Source organism: Massilia niabensis (genome assembly GCF_042655085.1).
Lineage (GTDB): Bacteria > Pseudomonadota > Gammaproteobacteria > Burkholderiales > Burkholderiaceae_D > Telluria > Telluria niabensis.
In genome coordinates this window covers 359,223-374,076 of record NZ_JBHSMU010000004.1, presented here as the reverse complement: position 1 = coordinate 374,076, position 14,854 = coordinate 359,223, and the positions used below count along the sequence as shown (strand labels likewise).

General features: G+C 64.9%; 17 protein-coding genes. 14 read left to right on the top strand and 3 right to left on the bottom strand.

Going from position 1 to position 14,854, the window contains the following annotated elements:
- Positions 1 to 114 precede the first annotated feature (114 nt).
- The gene (locus ACFPN5_RS04345) at positions 115 to 363 is read left to right on the top strand and encodes a WGxxGxxG family protein (RefSeq protein WP_379780474.1); all 249 of its coding nucleotides are present in this window, start codon (positions 115 to 117) and stop codon (positions 361 to 363) included.
- A 328-nt stretch (positions 364 to 691) separates the two neighbouring features.
- Here the strand turns inward: ACFPN5_RS04345 and ACFPN5_RS04340 are convergent, their stop codons facing one another.
- Positions 692 to 1,117 carry a thioredoxin family protein gene (locus ACFPN5_RS04340; RefSeq protein WP_379780472.1) on the bottom strand — a complete coding sequence of 142 codons (426 nt, stop codon included), beginning with the start codon at positions 1,115 to 1,117 and terminating at the stop codon, positions 692 to 694.
- A 117-nt stretch (positions 1,118 to 1,234) separates the two neighbouring features.
- On the opposite strand from ACFPN5_RS04340, the gene tsaB reads away from it, so the two are divergent.
- From tsaB to ACFPN5_RS04320, 4 genes are read left to right on the top strand one after another with little or no spacing between them, the layout of a single operon-like run.
- The gene (gene tsaB / locus ACFPN5_RS04335; protein ID WP_379780470.1) at positions 1,235 to 1,981 is read left to right on the top strand and encodes a tRNA (adenosine(37)-N6)-threonylcarbamoyltransferase complex dimerization subunit type 1 TsaB; all 747 of its coding nucleotides are present in this window, start codon (positions 1,235 to 1,237) and stop codon (positions 1,979 to 1,981) included.
- Complete coding sequence (rimI, locus tag ACFPN5_RS04330; protein WP_379780468.1) at positions 1,978 to 2,448, top strand: ribosomal protein S18-alanine N-acetyltransferase; 471 nt, start codon at positions 1,978 to 1,980, stop codon at positions 2,446 to 2,448. The genes tsaB and rimI overlap by 4 nt, the downstream gene beginning before the upstream one ends.
- Positions 2,445 to 3,404, top strand: a complete 960-nt coding sequence (locus ACFPN5_RS04325) for a uracil-DNA glycosylase (protein ID WP_379780466.1) — start codon at positions 2,445 to 2,447, stop codon at positions 3,402 to 3,404. Before rimI ends, ACFPN5_RS04325 begins: the two co-directional genes overlap by 4 nt.
- On the top strand, positions 3,385 to 4,374 hold the full coding sequence (locus tag ACFPN5_RS04320) for a DUF1853 family protein (RefSeq protein WP_379780923.1): 990 nt from the start codon (positions 3,385 to 3,387) through the stop codon (positions 4,372 to 4,374). Before ACFPN5_RS04325 ends, ACFPN5_RS04320 begins: the two co-directional genes overlap by 20 nt.
- A 148-nt stretch (positions 4,375 to 4,522) precedes the next feature.
- Here the strand turns inward: ACFPN5_RS04320 and lplT are convergent, their stop codons facing one another.
- Positions 4,523 to 5,785, bottom strand: a complete 1,263-nt coding sequence (gene lplT, locus ACFPN5_RS04315; RefSeq protein ID WP_379780464.1) for a lysophospholipid transporter LplT — start codon at positions 5,783 to 5,785, stop codon at positions 4,523 to 4,525.
- Positions 5,786 to 5,914: 129 nt separating this feature from the next.
- Between lplT and alr the strand changes: the two genes are divergently transcribed.
- The 3 genes from alr to ACFPN5_RS04300 all read left to right on the top strand — a co-directional run bounded on the left by alr (position 5,915) and on the right by ACFPN5_RS04300 (position 8,814).
- Positions 5,915 to 7,024 carry an alanine racemase gene (gene alr, locus ACFPN5_RS04310; RefSeq protein ID WP_379780461.1) on the top strand — a complete coding sequence of 370 codons (1,110 nt, stop codon included), beginning with the start codon at positions 5,915 to 5,917 and terminating at the stop codon, positions 7,022 to 7,024.
- Positions 7,017 to 8,396, top strand: a complete 1,380-nt coding sequence (gene radA / locus ACFPN5_RS04305; protein ID WP_379780459.1) for a DNA repair protein RadA — start codon at positions 7,017 to 7,019, stop codon at positions 8,394 to 8,396. Before alr ends, radA begins: the two co-directional genes overlap by 8 nt.
- Before the next feature lie 97 nt (positions 8,397 to 8,493).
- Positions 8,494 to 8,814, top strand: a complete 321-nt coding sequence (locus ACFPN5_RS04300; protein ID WP_379780457.1) for a PilZ domain-containing protein — start codon at positions 8,494 to 8,496, stop codon at positions 8,812 to 8,814.
- A gap of 85 nt (positions 8,815 to 8,899) precedes the next feature.
- Here the strand turns inward: ACFPN5_RS04300 and ACFPN5_RS04295 are convergent, their stop codons facing one another.
- Entirely contained in the window at positions 8,900 to 9,142 is a 243-nt protein-coding gene (locus ACFPN5_RS04295) for a hypothetical protein (protein ID WP_379780455.1), read from the bottom strand.
- A 416-nt stretch (positions 9,143 to 9,558) separates the two neighbouring features.
- On the opposite strand from ACFPN5_RS04295, the gene pstS reads away from it, so the two are divergent.
- From pstS to ACFPN5_RS04265, 6 genes are all read left to right on the top strand, one after another.
- The gene (gene pstS, locus ACFPN5_RS04290; protein WP_379780453.1) at positions 9,559 to 10,599 is read left to right on the top strand and encodes a phosphate ABC transporter substrate-binding protein PstS; all 1,041 of its coding nucleotides are present in this window, start codon (positions 9,559 to 9,561) and stop codon (positions 10,597 to 10,599) included.
- A 113-nt stretch (positions 10,600 to 10,712) separates the two neighbouring features.
- Positions 10,713 to 11,729, top strand: coding sequence for a phosphate ABC transporter permease subunit PstC (gene pstC / locus ACFPN5_RS04285; protein WP_379780451.1), 1,017 nt, complete (start codon positions 10,713 to 10,715; stop codon positions 11,727 to 11,729).
- Positions 11,726 to 12,583 carry a phosphate ABC transporter permease PstA gene (gene pstA / locus ACFPN5_RS04280; protein ID WP_379780449.1) on the top strand — a complete coding sequence of 286 codons (858 nt, stop codon included), beginning with the start codon at positions 11,726 to 11,728 and terminating at the stop codon, positions 12,581 to 12,583. The genes pstC and pstA overlap by 4 nt, the downstream gene beginning before the upstream one ends.
- A gap of 27 nt (positions 12,584 to 12,610) precedes the next feature.
- Positions 12,611 to 13,399 (top strand): phosphate ABC transporter ATP-binding protein PstB, encoded by a 789-nt coding sequence (pstB, locus tag ACFPN5_RS04275; RefSeq protein ID WP_379780447.1) that lies wholly within the window; start codon positions 12,611 to 12,613, stop codon positions 13,397 to 13,399.
- Positions 13,400 to 13,427: 28 nt separating this feature from the next.
- A complete protein-coding gene (phoU, locus tag ACFPN5_RS04270) occupies positions 13,428 to 14,132 on the top strand; it encodes a phosphate signaling complex protein PhoU (protein ID WP_379780444.1) in 705 nt (234 codons plus the stop codon).
- Positions 14,133 to 14,137: 5 nt separating this feature from the next.
- Complete coding sequence (locus ACFPN5_RS04265; RefSeq protein WP_379780442.1) at positions 14,138 to 14,821, top strand: response regulator; 684 nt, start codon at positions 14,138 to 14,140, stop codon at positions 14,819 to 14,821.
- Positions 14,822 to 14,854 lie beyond the last annotated feature (33 nt).

Below are 14,854 nucleotides of genomic sequence, written 5' to 3'. Positions count from 1 at the left end.
ATATTTTGCCTATACTGGACCTGCAAGTGAAGCACACATCCTGCGAACATGAGTCGCAAGATATTCTCGCTCGCCGTTAAATAAAATTGTTGTTCAATAACCCAGGAGTGGAATATGAAAAAAGTTAACGCTATTGCCGGACGTGCCCTTCTCGCCATTTCGCTGACCGCCGCTGTCGCACTGCCTGTGTCGGCACAGACCTCGACCGATCCTAATACCGGCGCCACCACGACCACGCAGACGATTCCTGTCGACGACGACAAGGACTTTGGCTGGATCGGCCTGCTGGGCCTGGCCGGCCTGCTGGGCCTGCGTCGCAAGAAGGAAGACCACACCCGTACCACCACGACCACCCACCGTTAATATCGCGGCGGGGCCGCATCGATAAGGCTGCATTTGGTTGTGCTCGCACACGGCCACATGCAGCACGCGGCAGGTTGAAAAAGAAAATGCCGGGCTGTCCTATTCATATAGGCGTCGCCCGGCATTTTCTTTTGCACGCTTACTGAAACGGCACTGAAATGATATTCATGCATCGGCGGGCCCCGTCCCGATAACCGGCTGGCGCGGCATTACTGCCGCGATATGTTCGGATTGCCGCATATTCGGCGGACCATATCGCGCGGGCCAATCAATAATGCAGGCAACCGGGTAGATACCGTTCCCGGCTTTTGAATTGGTGCGAGCGCGGCTAGGCGGCGTTGCGCAGCAGGGCGCGCAGGTTGCAGTCGCGCTGCCAGCCGCGCCGTTCCTCGTTCGACCCGGCCAGGCGCGCCAGTTCTTCCGGTGCCAGTTCCGCCTGGGCCTGTAGCAGCCGGTCGGCTACGGCGGCATCGGGCAGCATTGTGCCGAAGAAGGCCACCGTATCGTCGCGCTGCACCAGCAGCGTCGGGAAGTTGTCGACATCGAGGTCGCCGACGACGTCGGCCTGGTCTTCGACGTCGATCCAGACGAAGGTCTTGTCCGGATGGCGCGCCGCGAGAGCGTCGAAGGCGGCGCGGTAGGAACCGCAGGTGCCGCACCAGGCGGCGCACAGGCAGGCGACGATCCAGCGGCCGCTGTCCACGGCGGCGGTGATGTCGTCACGGGTATCTGACTCGAGCGTTAGGCTATGCATGGGCGCATTCTACCTCCTGGCAGGAGCTACGTCACAACGGGCGCATCGGTGCGCCAAACGCTCCGGCGCAGCAGCGCCGCCATGGATCGGAGGCGCCCCGGCAGGTTAAAATACGGGATGCCTATCATCCTTGCCATCGAAACCTCGTCCGAACTCGCCTCGTGCGCGCTATTGCTTGGGACTACCGTCCCTGGGGCTACCGTCTCCTCCCGCGAGTCGGGCGGCGTGCGCACCCATTCCCAGTCGGTGCTGCCAATGGTGCAGGACTTGCTGCGCGAAGCCGGGATTACCCTGGCGCAGGTCGAGGCCATCGCCTTCGGCGCCGGCCCCGGATCGTTCACTGGCGTGCGCACCGCCTGCGGCGTGGCCCAGGGCCTGGCCTTCGGCGCCGGCCTGCCGGTGGTGCCGCTCGTCACGCTCGAGGCCATGGCCGAGGCCTGCCGCGCGCGCAGCGGCGCTTGCGAAGTGCTGGCCGTACTCGATGCGCGCATGGGCGAAGTGTATTGGGCGCAGTACCGGTATGCAGGCGGCGCCTGGCAGGCGGTGCTCGCGCCGGCCCTGTCGAGCCCCGAGGCCGTGCAGCCTGCCCCGGCTGACGGCCTGGCCGCCTGCGGCAACGGCTTTGTGGCATATCCCGAGGCCTTCGCCGGCAAGGCCTTTGCACAGGATGCCGACATGTCCATCGTGCCGCATGCGCGCGACATGGCGCAGCTTGGGGCGGCTGCGCTGGCGGCGGGGCAGGGCGTGCCGGCCGCCCAGGCCCAGCCGCTTTACCTGCGCAACAAGGTCGCGTTCACCAGCGCCGAGCGCCAGGTGATCAATGCGGAGAAGGCGGATGCGAAAGCCGCCCGGGCACAGAAATGATGAACGCGCCCGCCAGCGCCGGCCTGGTACTCGTGCCGATGCTGCCGGCCGACGTCGACGAAGTGTACGCGCTCGAATGCAGCGTCTTTCCGCACCCCTGGAGCCGCGCCAACTTTACCGATTCGCTGGCGGCCGGCTACGACGCCTGGCTGTTGCGCGACCCGCTCGGCAAGCTCGCCGGCTACTTCCTGCTGATGTACGCGCTCGACGAGGCCCACCTGCTCGACGTGGCCGTGGCCGGCGAGCGCCACGGCACGGGCCTGGGGCGCTACCTGCTCGAGACGCTGTGCGCGCGCGCGCGCGGGATGGGCGCCGGATCGGTGCTGCTCGAGGTGCGCCCGACCAACGAGCGGGCCCTGGCCGTGTACAAACGCTTTGGCTTTGCCGAGATCGGACGCCGCAAGGGGTATTATCCTGCCCATGAAGGCAAGCGCGAGGATGCCATCGTGATGAGGCACACATTATGAACAGCAGGGTGAACGTCAATGAGCGCGACGAGGTTTTCCTCGCCGAGATGGGCATTGCGCCCCTGTGGCGCCTGCGCCGCCCGGCGGCAGGCGAAGCGCCAGCCGGCGAGATGGCGCCGGAGGCCGACGCCAGCCCCGCCGCCGCGGTAGTGGAGCTGGTTCCTGCCGCCAGCCCGGCCGCAGCCGAGCCCGCCGCAGTCGACCCCGCCTTCGTGCCGCCGCCGCCGCGCGATCCGGCCTGGGGCGAGATCCCGCGCACCTCGGCGCCCGCCCCAAGCCCCTGGACGCCGCCGGCCTTGGCGCCGGTCGAGGAGCCGGAGCCTGCCGACAGCCTGGAGGCGATCGCCCGCATGGACTGGGACGAGCTGCACGCGGCCATTGCGCGCTGCGAGCGTTGCGGTTCGTGTTCGGGTCGAAAGCCCGTCTATGGCAGCGGCAGCCGCCAGGCACGCTGGTTCGTTGCCGCCGGCGCCGCCACGGCGGCCGACGAAAAGGCCGGCCAGCCGCTGGCCGGCGACCCCGGCAAGCTGTTCGACAACATGCTGGCCGCGGTCGGCCTGTCGCGCGAGCAGGATGTCTGGGTGACCCAGCTCGTCAAGTGCCGCCCGGCCAGCGCCAACGGCGGCGACCGCGCGCCGACGGGCGAGGAAGCCGCCGCCTGCCGTCCCTTCCTCGAGCGCGAGCTGGCCTTGACGGGCGCCACCACCGTGCTGACGCTCGGCCAGATCGCGGCCAACGGCCTGCTCGGCAAACCGCTCTCGGCGCCGCTGGCCGGCAGCCGCGGGGCAGTGCACGCTTATCGCGAGGCGTCCCTGGTGGCCACCCTGCACCCCGGCGAATTGCTGCGGCGCGGCCTCGACAAGGCGCTCGCATGGGCCGACCTGTGCCGGGCAAGGGGGCAAGCGCAGGCGCAAACGCAAGGTGGACATGAGCGCGATGCGCGACGGGACCGATAGCTACCAGCTTGCCTTCCACCGCCGCTGGGGCCACCTGCGGCGCGCCAGGGTGCGCGCACTGGCCTGGCTGCTCGACTCGCCCGACCTGCTGGACGGCGCCGCGCCGCACTGGCACGGCCGCATCGCCTCGGCCGGACCCGTCACGCCCGAGGTCGAGCGCTGGCTCGCCGACCTCGACCACGACCCGGCCCCGCTCGACGCCGCTTTAGGTCCACGCGTGTACACCCGCCTCGGCCTGTATGCCGAAAAGCTGATGGCCTTCTATTACCAGCAGCAGGGCAGGCTGGTCGCCCACGGGCTGCAGATCCGCGCCAGCCGCAACGACACCATCGGCGAGTTCGACTTCCTGCTCGACGCCGGTCCCGATTTCGTCGAGCACATCGAATTCGCCACCAAGTTCTACCTGCTGCAGGGCGAGGCCCGGCAGTTCGGGTCGTGCGATACTCCGCAGTTCGACACCCTCGTTGGCCCGAACCTGGCCGACAGCCTCGGTGCGAAGATGCGCAAGATCTTCGAGCGCCAGCTGGAACTGGGCGCGCACCCGGCCGCCCAGGCGCTGCTGCCGCGCCCGGTCAGCGCGGCGCGCGCGCTGGTCAAGGGCTGGCTGTTCTACCCGGCCGGCAGCTGGCCGGCGATGAGCGGCATCACGGCGGGGCACTGCCGCGGCTTCTGGTGCGCCCTGGGCGAACTCGACACGCTCGGCGCCGACGCCTTCCTGATCCTGCCGAAGCTGCAATGGCTGGCGCCGTTTCGCGCCGCCCAGGCCACCTGGCTGCTCAACCGCGCCCAGTTGCACGCCGAGCTGGAGGCGCAGTTCGAGACCTCGCCCTCGCCGGTGCTGGTGGCCGTGGTGCGCGAAACGCCGGGGCTGGTGGAAGAGGTGGAGCGGGGATTCATCGTGCCGAACGACTGGCGCGAGCGGGCCGAAGCCAAGCGCAGTGCCGATATGGGTCGGAATATCGTCTGGTAGTTATGCAAATATAACTTGCAAGGAGACCGCCCTAGAGCGCCTAACAAAACCTCCATAGCTGCGTTGCAGCTCCTCGCCGTACAGTCGTACTGTCTTCGTCGCCGCGCCTTGCTCTGAAGGTTTTGTTAGGCGCTCTTAATCGGCATAATCAATGCTTGTGCTCGCCAATCAAGGCCAGCGAATCATGCTGCTTCTGGTTGCGCTGGTGCAAGCGCAGGATGAGGAAGGTGATCCCCGCGATCGACAGGCCGAACAGCACGATGATGATGTTCAGGTCGAGGTTCAGCGTGATCATGATCGCGTACAGCGCCAGCATGGTCAGGATCGACAGGTTTTCGTTGAAGTTCTGGACCGCGATCGAGTGGCCTGCGCTCATGAGCACGTGGCCGCGGTGCTGCAGCAGCGCGTTCATCGGCACCACGAAGAAGCCCGACAGGAAGCCGATCAGGGCCAGCAGCGGATAGGCGATGACCACGTCGTGGACGAACACCATGCCCGTCACGACCAGGCCCATGAAGATGCCCATCGGAATCACGGTGAGCGACTTGCGCAGGGGGACCATGCGTGCGGCCAGCACCGCGCCGACGGCCACGCCGATGGCCACGACCCCGATCAGGCCGGTGGCTTTGTCGAGCGTCATGCCCAGCGAGCGCTCCGCCCACTTCAGCACGATCAGCTGCAAGGTGGCGCCGGCGCCCCAGAACAGGGTGGTGACAGCCAGCGAAATCTGGCCCAGCTTGTCTTTCCAGAGCGTCGCCGAGCAGTTGGCGAAGTCGGCGATCAGCTTCATCGGGTTGCGCTCCTGGTGCTCGTAGCGCGCGCCGGTATCGGGGATGCGCAGGTTGAACAGGGTCGCCAGCACGTAGATGAACGCCACCACGGCCATCGCCGCTTCGCTGGTGGTGTCGATGCCGGTATCGAACAGCGGGAAGTTCAAGCCCAGCAGCAGGTTCGAGCCCGCGTTGCTGACCAGTGCGCCGCCGAGCACGGTGCCGAAGATGATCGACATCACGGTCAGGCCTTCGATCCAGCCATTGGCGACGACGAGTTTTTCCGGCGGCAGCAGCTCGGTCAGGATGCCGTATTTCGCGGGCGAGTAGACGGCGGCGCCGAAACCGACCACGGCATAGGCGAGCAGCGGGTGCACGGTGAGGAACATCAGGGCGCAACCGAAGATCTTGACCAGGTTGGCGATGAACATGACGCGGCCCTTCGGCAGCGAATCGGCGAAGGCGCCGACGAAAGCGGCCAGCAGCACATAGAACACCACGAATGACAGCTTGAGCAGGGGAGTGAGCGAAGCAGGGGCGTTCATCCTCACCAACACGTCAATGGCTACAAAGAGCAGCGCATTGTCTGCCAGCGACGAGAAAAACTGCGCCGCCATGATGGTGTAAAAACCACGATTCATTCGAAGAGTCTGGAAACTAGTGTGGGTTGCTTTATACCATGAAAGGGGTGCGCGCCCAAAGAAACGGCCGTGCAGGAAGGGGGCTGTCCGGTAAAATACAGGCTTCCGCTTAACCGTATTCGACTATCCATGCCACGCCCGCTTTGCGCCACCATTCATCTCGATTCGATGCAGCATAACCTTGCACGGGCGCGCACCTGCGCTCTCGACGCCAAGGCCTGGGCCGTCGTCAAGGCCAACGCCTATGGCCATGGGCTGGAACGCGGCATGCGCGGCTTCGCCCAGGCCGACGGCCTGGCCCTGATCGAAACCGAAAACGCGCTGTCGCTGCGCGAACTCGGCTGGACCAAGCCGATCCTGCTGCTGGAGGGTATTTTCGATGCGAGCGACGTGCCGCTGCTGGCCGAGCACAATATCAACAGCACGGTCCACTCGATCGAGCAGATCAAGATGCTCGAGTACACCCAGCTCTACCGCCCGATCGACGTCCACCTGAAGATGAACACCGGCATGAACCGGCTCGGCTTCCGGCCCGACGACTACAAGGCCGCATACAAGCGCCTGCGCGCCATTCCCGGCGTGCGCAACATCACCCTGATGACCCACTTCGCCAACGCCGACGAACTGGAGCATCCGCGCCTCTCGATCGCCGAGCAGGTGCAGCGCTTCTGCGCCGGCTCCACAGGGCTCGAGGGCGAGCGCAGCCTGTCGAATTCCGCCGGCGTGCTGCACCAGGCGGTATTGCAGGCCGAGCTGCACAACGACTGGGTCCGTCCCGGCATCATGCTCTACGGCGGCACGCCGGGCGGCGGGCGCACCGCCCACGACTTCGGCCTGCGCCCGACGATGACGCTCGCCTCCGAAATCATCGCGATCCAGGACCTGGTGGCCGGCGATACGGTCGGCTACGGCAGCCGCTTCGAAGCCCCCGGCCCGATGCAGGTGGGGGTCGTCGCCTGCGGCTATGCCGACGGTTACCCGCGCCACGCGCCGCACGGCACCCCGGTGATCGTCGACGGCGTGCGCACCACGGTGGTGGGGCGCGTGTCGATGGACATGATGACGGTGGACCTGAGCCCGATCCGCAATGCGCGCGTGGGCAGCAAGGTCACGCTCTGGGGCGACGGTTTGCCGATCGACGAGGTGGCCAGCGCATCCGGCACCATCGGCTATGAATTGATGTGCGCGCTCGCACCCCGCGTGCGCGTCGAGGAAGGACGTTTGGGAACCCATGGCTAAGGCAAAGACACAATTCGTTTGCAGCGAGTGCGGCAGCGTCACCAGCCGCTGGACCGGCCAGTGCGCCGACTGCAAAGCCTGGAACACGATGGTCGAGCAGGCAGTCGAGACGGTTGGCGTAAACCGCATGTCGCAGACCGTCAACCACAAAGCGCTGGCGCAGACCGCGCCGGTGCTGTCGCTGGCCGACATCGAGGCGGTCGACGTGCCACGCTTCGGCACCGGCATCGAGGAATTCGACCGCGTGCTGGGCGGCGGCCTGGTGGCGGGCGGCGTGGTGCTGATCGGCGGCGACCCCGGTATCGGCAAATCGACCCTGCTGCTGCAGGCCCTGGCCAACCTGGCGGCGACGCGCAGCACCTTATATGTGAGCGGCGAGGAATCCGGCGCCCAGATCGCGCTGCGCGCGCGGCGCCTGATGGTCGAAGCCAAGGACCTCAAACTCCAGGCCGAGATCCAGCTCGAGAAAATCCTGGGCACGCTCGCCGACCTGAAGCCGGAAGTGGCGGTGATCGACTCGATCCAGACCCTTTACTCGGACGCGCTCACCGCGGCGCCCGGATCGGTATCGCAGGTGCGCGAATGCGCGGCCCAGCTCACGCGCGTGGCCAAGCAGACCGGCGTGACCATCATCCTGGTCGGCCACGTGACGAAAGAGGGCGCGCTGGCCGGTCCGCGCGTGCTGGAACACATCGTCGACACGGTCCTCTATTTTGAGGGCGACACCCAGTCGAGCTTCCGCCTGGTGCGGGCGATCAAGAACCGCTTCGGCGCGGTCAACGAGCTCGGTGTGTTCGCGATGACGGAGAAGGGCCTGAAGGGCGTGTCCAATCCCTCGGCCCTGTTCCTGTCGCAGCACGACAACCAGGTACCGGGTTCCTGCGTGATGGTGACCCAGGAGGGGACGCGGCCCTTGCTGGTCGAAATCCAGGCGCTGGTCGACACCAGCCACTTGCCGAACGCGCGCCGCCTGTCGGTGGGCCTGGAACAGAACCGCCTGGCGATGCTGCTGGCCGTGCTGCACCGCCACGCGGGCATCGCCGCCTTCGACCAGGACGTCTTCATCAACGCGGTGGGCGGGGTCAAGATTGCCGAGCCGGCGGCCGACCTGGCGGTATTGCTGGCGATTAACTCTTCGATGAAGAACAAGCCCTTGCCGCGCGGGCTGGTCGTGTTCGGCGAAGTCGGCCTGGCTGGCGAGATCCGGCCGGCGCCGCGCGGCCAGGAACGCCTGAAGGAAGCGGCCAAGCTCGGCTTCTCGATTGCCCTGGTCCCGAAAGGGAACGCGCCCAAGCAGAAGATCGAGGGGATGACCATCATCGCGGTCGAGCGAATCGACCAGGCGTTTACCAAGCTGCGCGAGCTGGATTAAGGCCAAGGCCGGCTCCGAAGCCAGGTTTGGAAACAGATCCGACCGGATTTATCCGTATTGAATATAATCGCGGCTTCTTTTTATTTGAAGCCCGATCGTGCACACAGAACAACGGCAGTCCCCGCGCAAGGTATTCAAGACCAGGGCCATGCTGGCCGCCGCGGGCGCGGCCCCGGTGCTCGGGCGCACCAGCGACATCAGCGCAAGCGGCGTCAGCCTGACGATGCCGCAGCCGGTGCCGGTCGGGCAGATGGTGCAGGTGCGCTTCGACATGCTCGTCGAAGGGGCGGTCGTTCCCGTGAACACGCGCGGCAAGACGCTGTACTGCATCCTCAGCAGCGGCGAGTTCAAGGTCGGCCTGCAGTTCCTGAGCCTGGAACTGGGCGTCATGACCGCGATAGCGCGCTTCATGCGCTAAGAATGCACCGTCACAAAAACAATGCGGCGAGCGCCTTGTGGGCCTCGCCGCTTTTTTTCAATGTGCCCGCCAAGCGGGCTGTTCGCTATTCGTGATAGCGGTCGTGCAGGTCGCCCGAGCTGCCCCCGACTTCCTGGTAAATTTCGTAGGCAATCAGGCCGACCATACCACTCAGGATGGCGAATACAAACATATTCCACATAATGTACAAACGCTCTTCAGCATCCCTCCATGTCATGAACATGCTTTGAGCATAGCAGCCGGTGGTGTATTTACAAGTGTAGCCTGCGCTTAATTTCGAGCCGGGCTCGTCCGGCGTCAGGTTCATTCGACCGGGCAAGAACTATGTCTGGTAGCAATCGTGTGCCGGTTTTCAAGGCATCACGGCACTATTGCGCCACCAGTCAATACACGGCGTCAAGACGGGACGTCAAGACGGGACGTCAAGACGGGACGTCAAGACGGGACGTCAAGACGGGACGTCAAGACGGGACGTCAAGACGGGACGTCAAGACGGGACGTCAAGACCCCAGCAGCAGGGGATTGTCCCAGCCGAGCCCTGCAGTCATACGGTCGACATACTGCTGAAACAATCATGTGACAGCGAAATTTGACCATGTCATCGATTTGATGACATGCCGTTTTGCGATGTCATGAACTTGTCATATTCGGCCGTTAGACTCGCGCTCATTCCGGGGAAACCCGTAGCGCACCCTGTTGCGACCACTTTAAAAGGATACTGATATGCGTATGAAGCACCTGCTCATTTCGATCGCCGTAGCCGCTACCACCTTCGCAGCGAGCGCCGCCCAGGCCGTCGACATCACCGGCGCCGGCGCAACCTTCCCTTATCCGATCTACGCCAAGTGGGCGGAAATGTACAAGGCCGCCAGCGGCAGCGGCATGAACTACCAGTCGGTCGGTTCCGGCGCCGGCATCAAGCAGATCAAGGCGAAAACCGTCGACTTCGGCGCCTCCGACATGCCGCTGCCGGCGAGCGAGCTGGCCCAGGCCGGCCTGTTCCAGTTCCCGGCCATCATGGGCGGCGTCGTGCCGGTGGTGAACCTGCCGGGCGTTGCCCCGGGCCAGATCAAGCTGACCGGCGCCGTGCTGGCCGACATCTTCATGGGCAAGATCACCAAGTGGAACGCGCAGCCGATCGCCGCGCTGAACCCGGGCGTGAAGCTCCCGGCCGACAACATCACCGTCGTGCGCCGCGCCGACAGCTCGGGCACCTCCTTCCTGTTCACCGACTACCTCTCGAAAGCCAGCCCGGACTGGAAGCTGAAGATCGGCGCCGGCACCTCGGTCAAGTGGGCTACCGGCGTGGGCGGCAAGGGCAATGAAGGCGTCGCGGCCAACGTGCAGCGCATCAAGGGCGCGATCGGCTATGTCGAGTGGGCCTACGCCAAGAAGAACCGCATGGCGCACACCCAGCTGCAAAACCGCGAAGGCGCCTTTCTCCAGCCTGACGACGCCGCCTTCAAGGCTGCCGCCGCCAGCGCCGACTGGGCCAAGGCCCCGGGCTTCGCCGTGGTGCTGACCGACCAGCCGGGCAAGGCCAGCTGGCCGATCACCGGCGCTTCCTACATCATTGTGCACAAGGGCCAGGCGAATGCGGCCAAGGGCAAGGAAGTGCTGAAGTTCTTCGACTGGGCCTACAAGAACGGCGATGCGGCCGCTGCCGACCTTGACTACGTGCCGATGCCTGACCCGGTCGTCAAGCTGGTGCAGGATGCCTGGCGCGTCAACGTCAAGGATGGCGCGGGCAAGGCCCTCTGGTAAGCAGTACGGTCATCCCGGCGCGCCGCTGGAACCTGGTTCCGGCGGCAGCCTTCGCAGTAGAGAACGCAGCAAATAGCGCAGCAGAAACGCAGCACCCACGATAAGAACACCACATGAGCGCACATCCTTCCGTTGTCATCAAGGAGTCGGCCAGCGCGGCCGTGCCGGATGACAGTCAAGCCGCCCTGCGCAAGACGATGCGCAACCAGCGCATCCAGGACTTCCTCTTCCACAAGATCACGCTGCTGTTCGCGGTCACCGTGCTGCTGGCGCTGGTCGGCATCATCGTCTCGCTCGCCATCGGCGCCGCGCCCGCCCTCAAGGAATTCGGCCCGGGCTTCCTCACCAGCGCCGAGTGGGACCCGGTCGAAGACCGCTACGGCGCCCTGATCGCCATCTGGGGCACGGTGGCCACCTCGGCGATCGCACTGCTGGTTGCCTTTCCGATCAGCTTCGGCATCGCACTGTTCCTTACTGAAATCTGCCCGGCCTGGCTGCGCCGCCCGATGGGCACCGCGGTCGAGCTGCTGGCCGGCGTGCCGTCGATCATCTACGGCATGTGGGGCCTGTTCGTGTTCGCGCCCCTGTTCGCCGACCACGTCCAGCCTTTCCTGCAGAGCACGCTGGGCGAACTGCCGGTGATCGGCCAGCTGTTCCAGGGCCCGATGATGGGCATGGGCATCCTGACCGCCGGCCTGATCCTCGCGATCATGATCATCCCTTTCATTTCCTCGGTGATGCGCGACGTGTTCGACATCGTGCCGGCGGTGCTCAAGGAATCGGCCTATGGCCTGGGCTGCACCAAATGGGAAGTCGTGCGCAAGGTCGTGCTGCCCTACACCCGCAACGGCGTGGTCGGCGGCGTGATGCTGGGCCTGGGCCGCGCGCTGGGCGAAACGATGGCGGTCACCTTTGTCATCGGTAATGCGCATGAGCTGTCGTCCTCGCTCTTTATGCCGGGCAACTCGATCTCCTCGACCCTGGCCAACGAATTCGCGGAAGCGACCCCGGGCCTGCATTCGTCCTCGCTGTTCGCGCTTGGCCTGATCCTGTTTGCGATCACCCTGGTCGTGCTGGCCGCTGCCAAATTGATGTTGCTGGGTATGTCCCGCAAGGAAGGTGTGAAATGAAGGGCGTCGTCAAGAACCCGGTCTACCGCAGGCGCCTGCTGGCGCACCGCATCGGCATCGTGCTGTCGGTCTGCGCAATGGCGATCGGCCTGGCCTTCCTGGCCTGGATCCTGTCCACCTTGCTCATCAATGGCTTTGGCGCCTTGTCCGGCTCGATGTTCACCCTCGACACCCCGGCCCCGGGCAGCGTCGGTGGCCTGCGCAACGCCATCGTCGGCAGCCTGTTGATGGTCGGCCTGTCGACCCTGATCAGCACCCCGGTCGGCATCCTGGCCGGCATCTACCTGGCCGAATACGGCGAAGGCAACAAGTTCGCCCAGGTCACACGCTTCGTCACCGACATCATGCTCTCGGCCCCGTCGATCGTGATCGGCCTGTTCGTGTATGCGATCTACGTGGCCAACGTGAACCACTTTTCCGGCTGGGCCGGGACGATTGCGCTGTCGCTGATCGCGGTGCCGGTGGTGGTGCGCTCGACCGACAACATGCTGCGCCTGGTGCCGAACAGCCTGCTGGAAGCGGCCTTCGCACTCGGTGCCCCGCGCTGGAAGGTGGCAATGCTGGTGCGCCTGCGCGCCGTGAAGGCCGGCGTGGTGACCGGCGTGCTGCTGGCGCTGGCCCGTATTTCCGGTGAAACCGCGCCACTGCTGTTCACCGCCCTGAACAACCAGTTCTACAGCAACGACATGAACGCGCCGATCGCCAACCTGCCGGTCGTGATCTATACCTATGCGATGAGCCCGTACGACGACTGGCGCTCGCTGGCCTGGGGCGGGGCGCTGCTGGTGACCTTTACCGTGTTGTTCCTGAACATCCTGTCGCGTACCGTCTTCTCGCAGAAGACCCCGCGTTAATTTATCCTGACGAATATGACACAGCCCATGCCAAGCATCAGCCCAGTGGTCCCCGCGAACAAGAACAAGACCATCGAGATCTCGGGCCTTGATTTCTACTACGGCAAAACGCAGAGCCTGAAGAACGTTTCGCTCGACATCCACGAAAAGCAGGTGACGGCCTTTATCGGCCCGTCGGGCTGCGGCAAGTCGACGCTGCTGCGCACCCTGAACCGGATGTACGATCTGTATCCGGGCCAGCGCGCCGAGGGGTCGATCGTCTACCGCGGCCGCAACATCCTCGAGCCTGGCGTCGACGTCAACATGCTGCGCGCGAAAATCGGCATGGTGTTCCAGAAGCCGACTCCGTTCCCGATGTCGATCTACGACAACATCGCCTTTGGCGTGCGCCTGTACGAAAACCTCTCAAAAGGCGAGATGGACGAGCGCGTCGAATGGGCCCTGAAGAAGGCGGCGCTGTGGGAAGAAGCGAAGGACAAGCTGAACAAGAGCGGCCTGTCGCTGTCCGGTGGCCAGCAGCAGCGCCTGTGCATCGCGCGCGGCGTGGCGGTCAAGCCCGACGTGCTGCTGCTGGATGAGCCGACCTCGGCGCTGGACCCGATCTCGACGGCGAAAATCGAAGAGCTGATCAGCGAACTGAAGCAGGATTACACGATCACCATCGTCACCCACAACATGCAGCAGGCTGCGCGCTGCTCCGATTACACTGCCTACATGTACTTGGGCGAACTGGTGGAATTCGGCGAGACCGACTCGCTGTTCATGAATCCGGCCAAGAAAGAGACCCAGGATTACATTACCGGCCGTTTCGGCTGACCATTAAAAGAATACTAGGGAGAGTTGTATGATTGGCGAACACTCATCAAAGCAGTACGACCAGGAACTGGAAGCGATCCGCTCGAAGGTGCTGCTGATGGGCGGCATGGTGGAAACCCAGTTCGAGGAGGCCCTGAACTGCTTCCGCGTGGGGGACTCAAGCAAGGCCGACAAGGTCATGGCCGACGACCACGCGGTCAACCAGCTCGAAGTGCAGCTCGATGACGCCTGCAGCCACCTGATCGTCAAGCGCCAGCCGACGGCGAACGACCTGCGCACCGTGATGGCTACGATCAAGGTCATCACCGACCTTGAACGCATCGGCGACGAAGCGAGCAAGATCGCGCGCACCGCCAAAAGCCTGCACGAGCGCGGCGTCACGAGCTTTGCCCACTACGACATGATCCGCTCGATCGGCAAGGGCACCACCGAGCTGCTGCACGATTCGCTCGACGCCTTTGCGCGGCTCGACGGCAAGCAGGCCCTGTCGATCATCGCCGGCGACGAGGTCATCGACCATGAGTTCCGCACCATCCTGCGCAACCTGATCACCTTCATGATGGAAGACCCGCGCACGATCTCCTCGGCGCTCGACACCCTGTGGGTGGCGAAAGCGATCGAGCGCATCGGCGACCATGCGAAGAACATCGCAGAATACGTGATCTACGTGGTCGAGGGGCGCGATATTCGACACAGCGGCGGTCACAGCAAACCCGCAGTGCAGGAAGGCTGAGCCCGATGCACACGACGCGCGTACTGGTGGTGGAGGACGAGCCGGCGATCGTCGAGCTGGTGACTTATTCGCTGCGCGAGGCCGGCTGGGGCATTACCTCGGTCGGCAGCACCGCTGCGGCCTGGGAGAGCATCAGCCACGGCAAGCCGGACCTGCTGCTGCTGGACTGGATGCTGCCCGACCAGAGCGGCCTGCGCCTGCTGTCGCGCCTGCGCGCGGACCGCGATTTCCAGGACATCCCGGTAATCATGCTGACCGCGAAAAGCATGGAAGAAGACAAGCTCGCCGGCCTGAACACGGGCGCCGACGACTACGTCACCAAGCCGTTTTCGCCGCGCGAGCTGCTGGCCCGTTCGCGCGCGCTGCTGCGCCGCAAGAGCCCGCACCTGGCCGAAGCGCCCCTGCGCGCCGGCGCCGTGGTGCTCGATCCGGCCAGCTGCACGGTGACGATCGGGGGCAGCGGCGTCGATATCGGCAACGCCGAGTACAAGCTCCTGAAATTCCTGCTGGCGCACCGCGAGCGCGTGTTCTCGCGCGCCCAGCTGCTCGACAAGGTGTGGGGCGACCACGCCGTCATCGAAGAGCGCACGGTCGACGTGCACGTGCTGCGGCTGAGGAAAGCGCTGAAGGGCGCCGAAGGGCTGATCCGCACGGTGCGCAGCGTCGGCTACATGCTCTCGGAAAAATAACTCAGTTATCACTCAGTGATCAATAAGCCGAAG

Bases quoted from the DNA above. Each gene is read 5' to 3' on its own strand.
- ACFPN5_RS04345 (WP_379780474.1), top strand. From the start codon at position 115: ATGAAAAAAGTTAACGCTATTGCCGGACGTGCCCTTCTCGCCATTTCG.
- ACFPN5_RS04340 (WP_379780472.1), bottom strand. From the start codon at position 1,117: ATGCATAGCCTAACGCTCGAGTCAGATACCCGTGACGACATCACCGCC.
- tsaB (WP_379780470.1), top strand. From the start codon at position 1,235: ATGCCTATCATCCTTGCCATCGAAACCTCGTCCGAACTCGCCTCGTGC.
- rimI (WP_379780468.1), top strand. From the start codon at position 1,978: ATGATGAACGCGCCCGCCAGCGCCGGCCTGGTACTCGTGCCGATGCTG.
- ACFPN5_RS04325 (WP_379780466.1), top strand. From the start codon at position 2,445: ATGAACAGCAGGGTGAACGTCAATGAGCGCGACGAGGTTTTCCTCGCC.
- ACFPN5_RS04320 (WP_379780923.1), top strand. From the start codon at position 3,385: ATGCGCGACGGGACCGATAGCTACCAGCTTGCCTTCCACCGCCGCTGG.
- lplT (WP_379780464.1), bottom strand. From the start codon at position 5,785: ATGAATCGTGGTTTTTACACCATCATGGCGGCGCAGTTTTTCTCGTCG.
- alr (WP_379780461.1), top strand. From the start codon at position 5,915: ATGCCACGCCCGCTTTGCGCCACCATTCATCTCGATTCGATGCAGCAT.
- radA (WP_379780459.1), top strand. From the start codon at position 7,017: ATGGCTAAGGCAAAGACACAATTCGTTTGCAGCGAGTGCGGCAGCGTC.
- ACFPN5_RS04295 (WP_379780455.1), bottom strand. From the start codon at position 9,142: ATGAACCTGACGCCGGACGAGCCCGGCTCGAAATTAAGCGCAGGCTAC.
- pstS (WP_379780453.1), top strand. From the start codon at position 9,559: ATGCGTATGAAGCACCTGCTCATTTCGATCGCCGTAGCCGCTACCACC.
- pstC (WP_379780451.1), top strand. From the start codon at position 10,713: ATGAGCGCACATCCTTCCGTTGTCATCAAGGAGTCGGCCAGCGCGGCC.
- pstA (WP_379780449.1), top strand. From the start codon at position 11,726: ATGAAGGGCGTCGTCAAGAACCCGGTCTACCGCAGGCGCCTGCTGGCG.
- pstB (WP_379780447.1), top strand. From the start codon at position 12,611: ATGCCAAGCATCAGCCCAGTGGTCCCCGCGAACAAGAACAAGACCATC.
- phoU (WP_379780444.1), top strand. From the start codon at position 13,428: ATGATTGGCGAACACTCATCAAAGCAGTACGACCAGGAACTGGAAGCG.
- ACFPN5_RS04265 (WP_379780442.1), top strand. From the start codon at position 14,138: ATGCACACGACGCGCGTACTGGTGGTGGAGGACGAGCCGGCGATCGTC.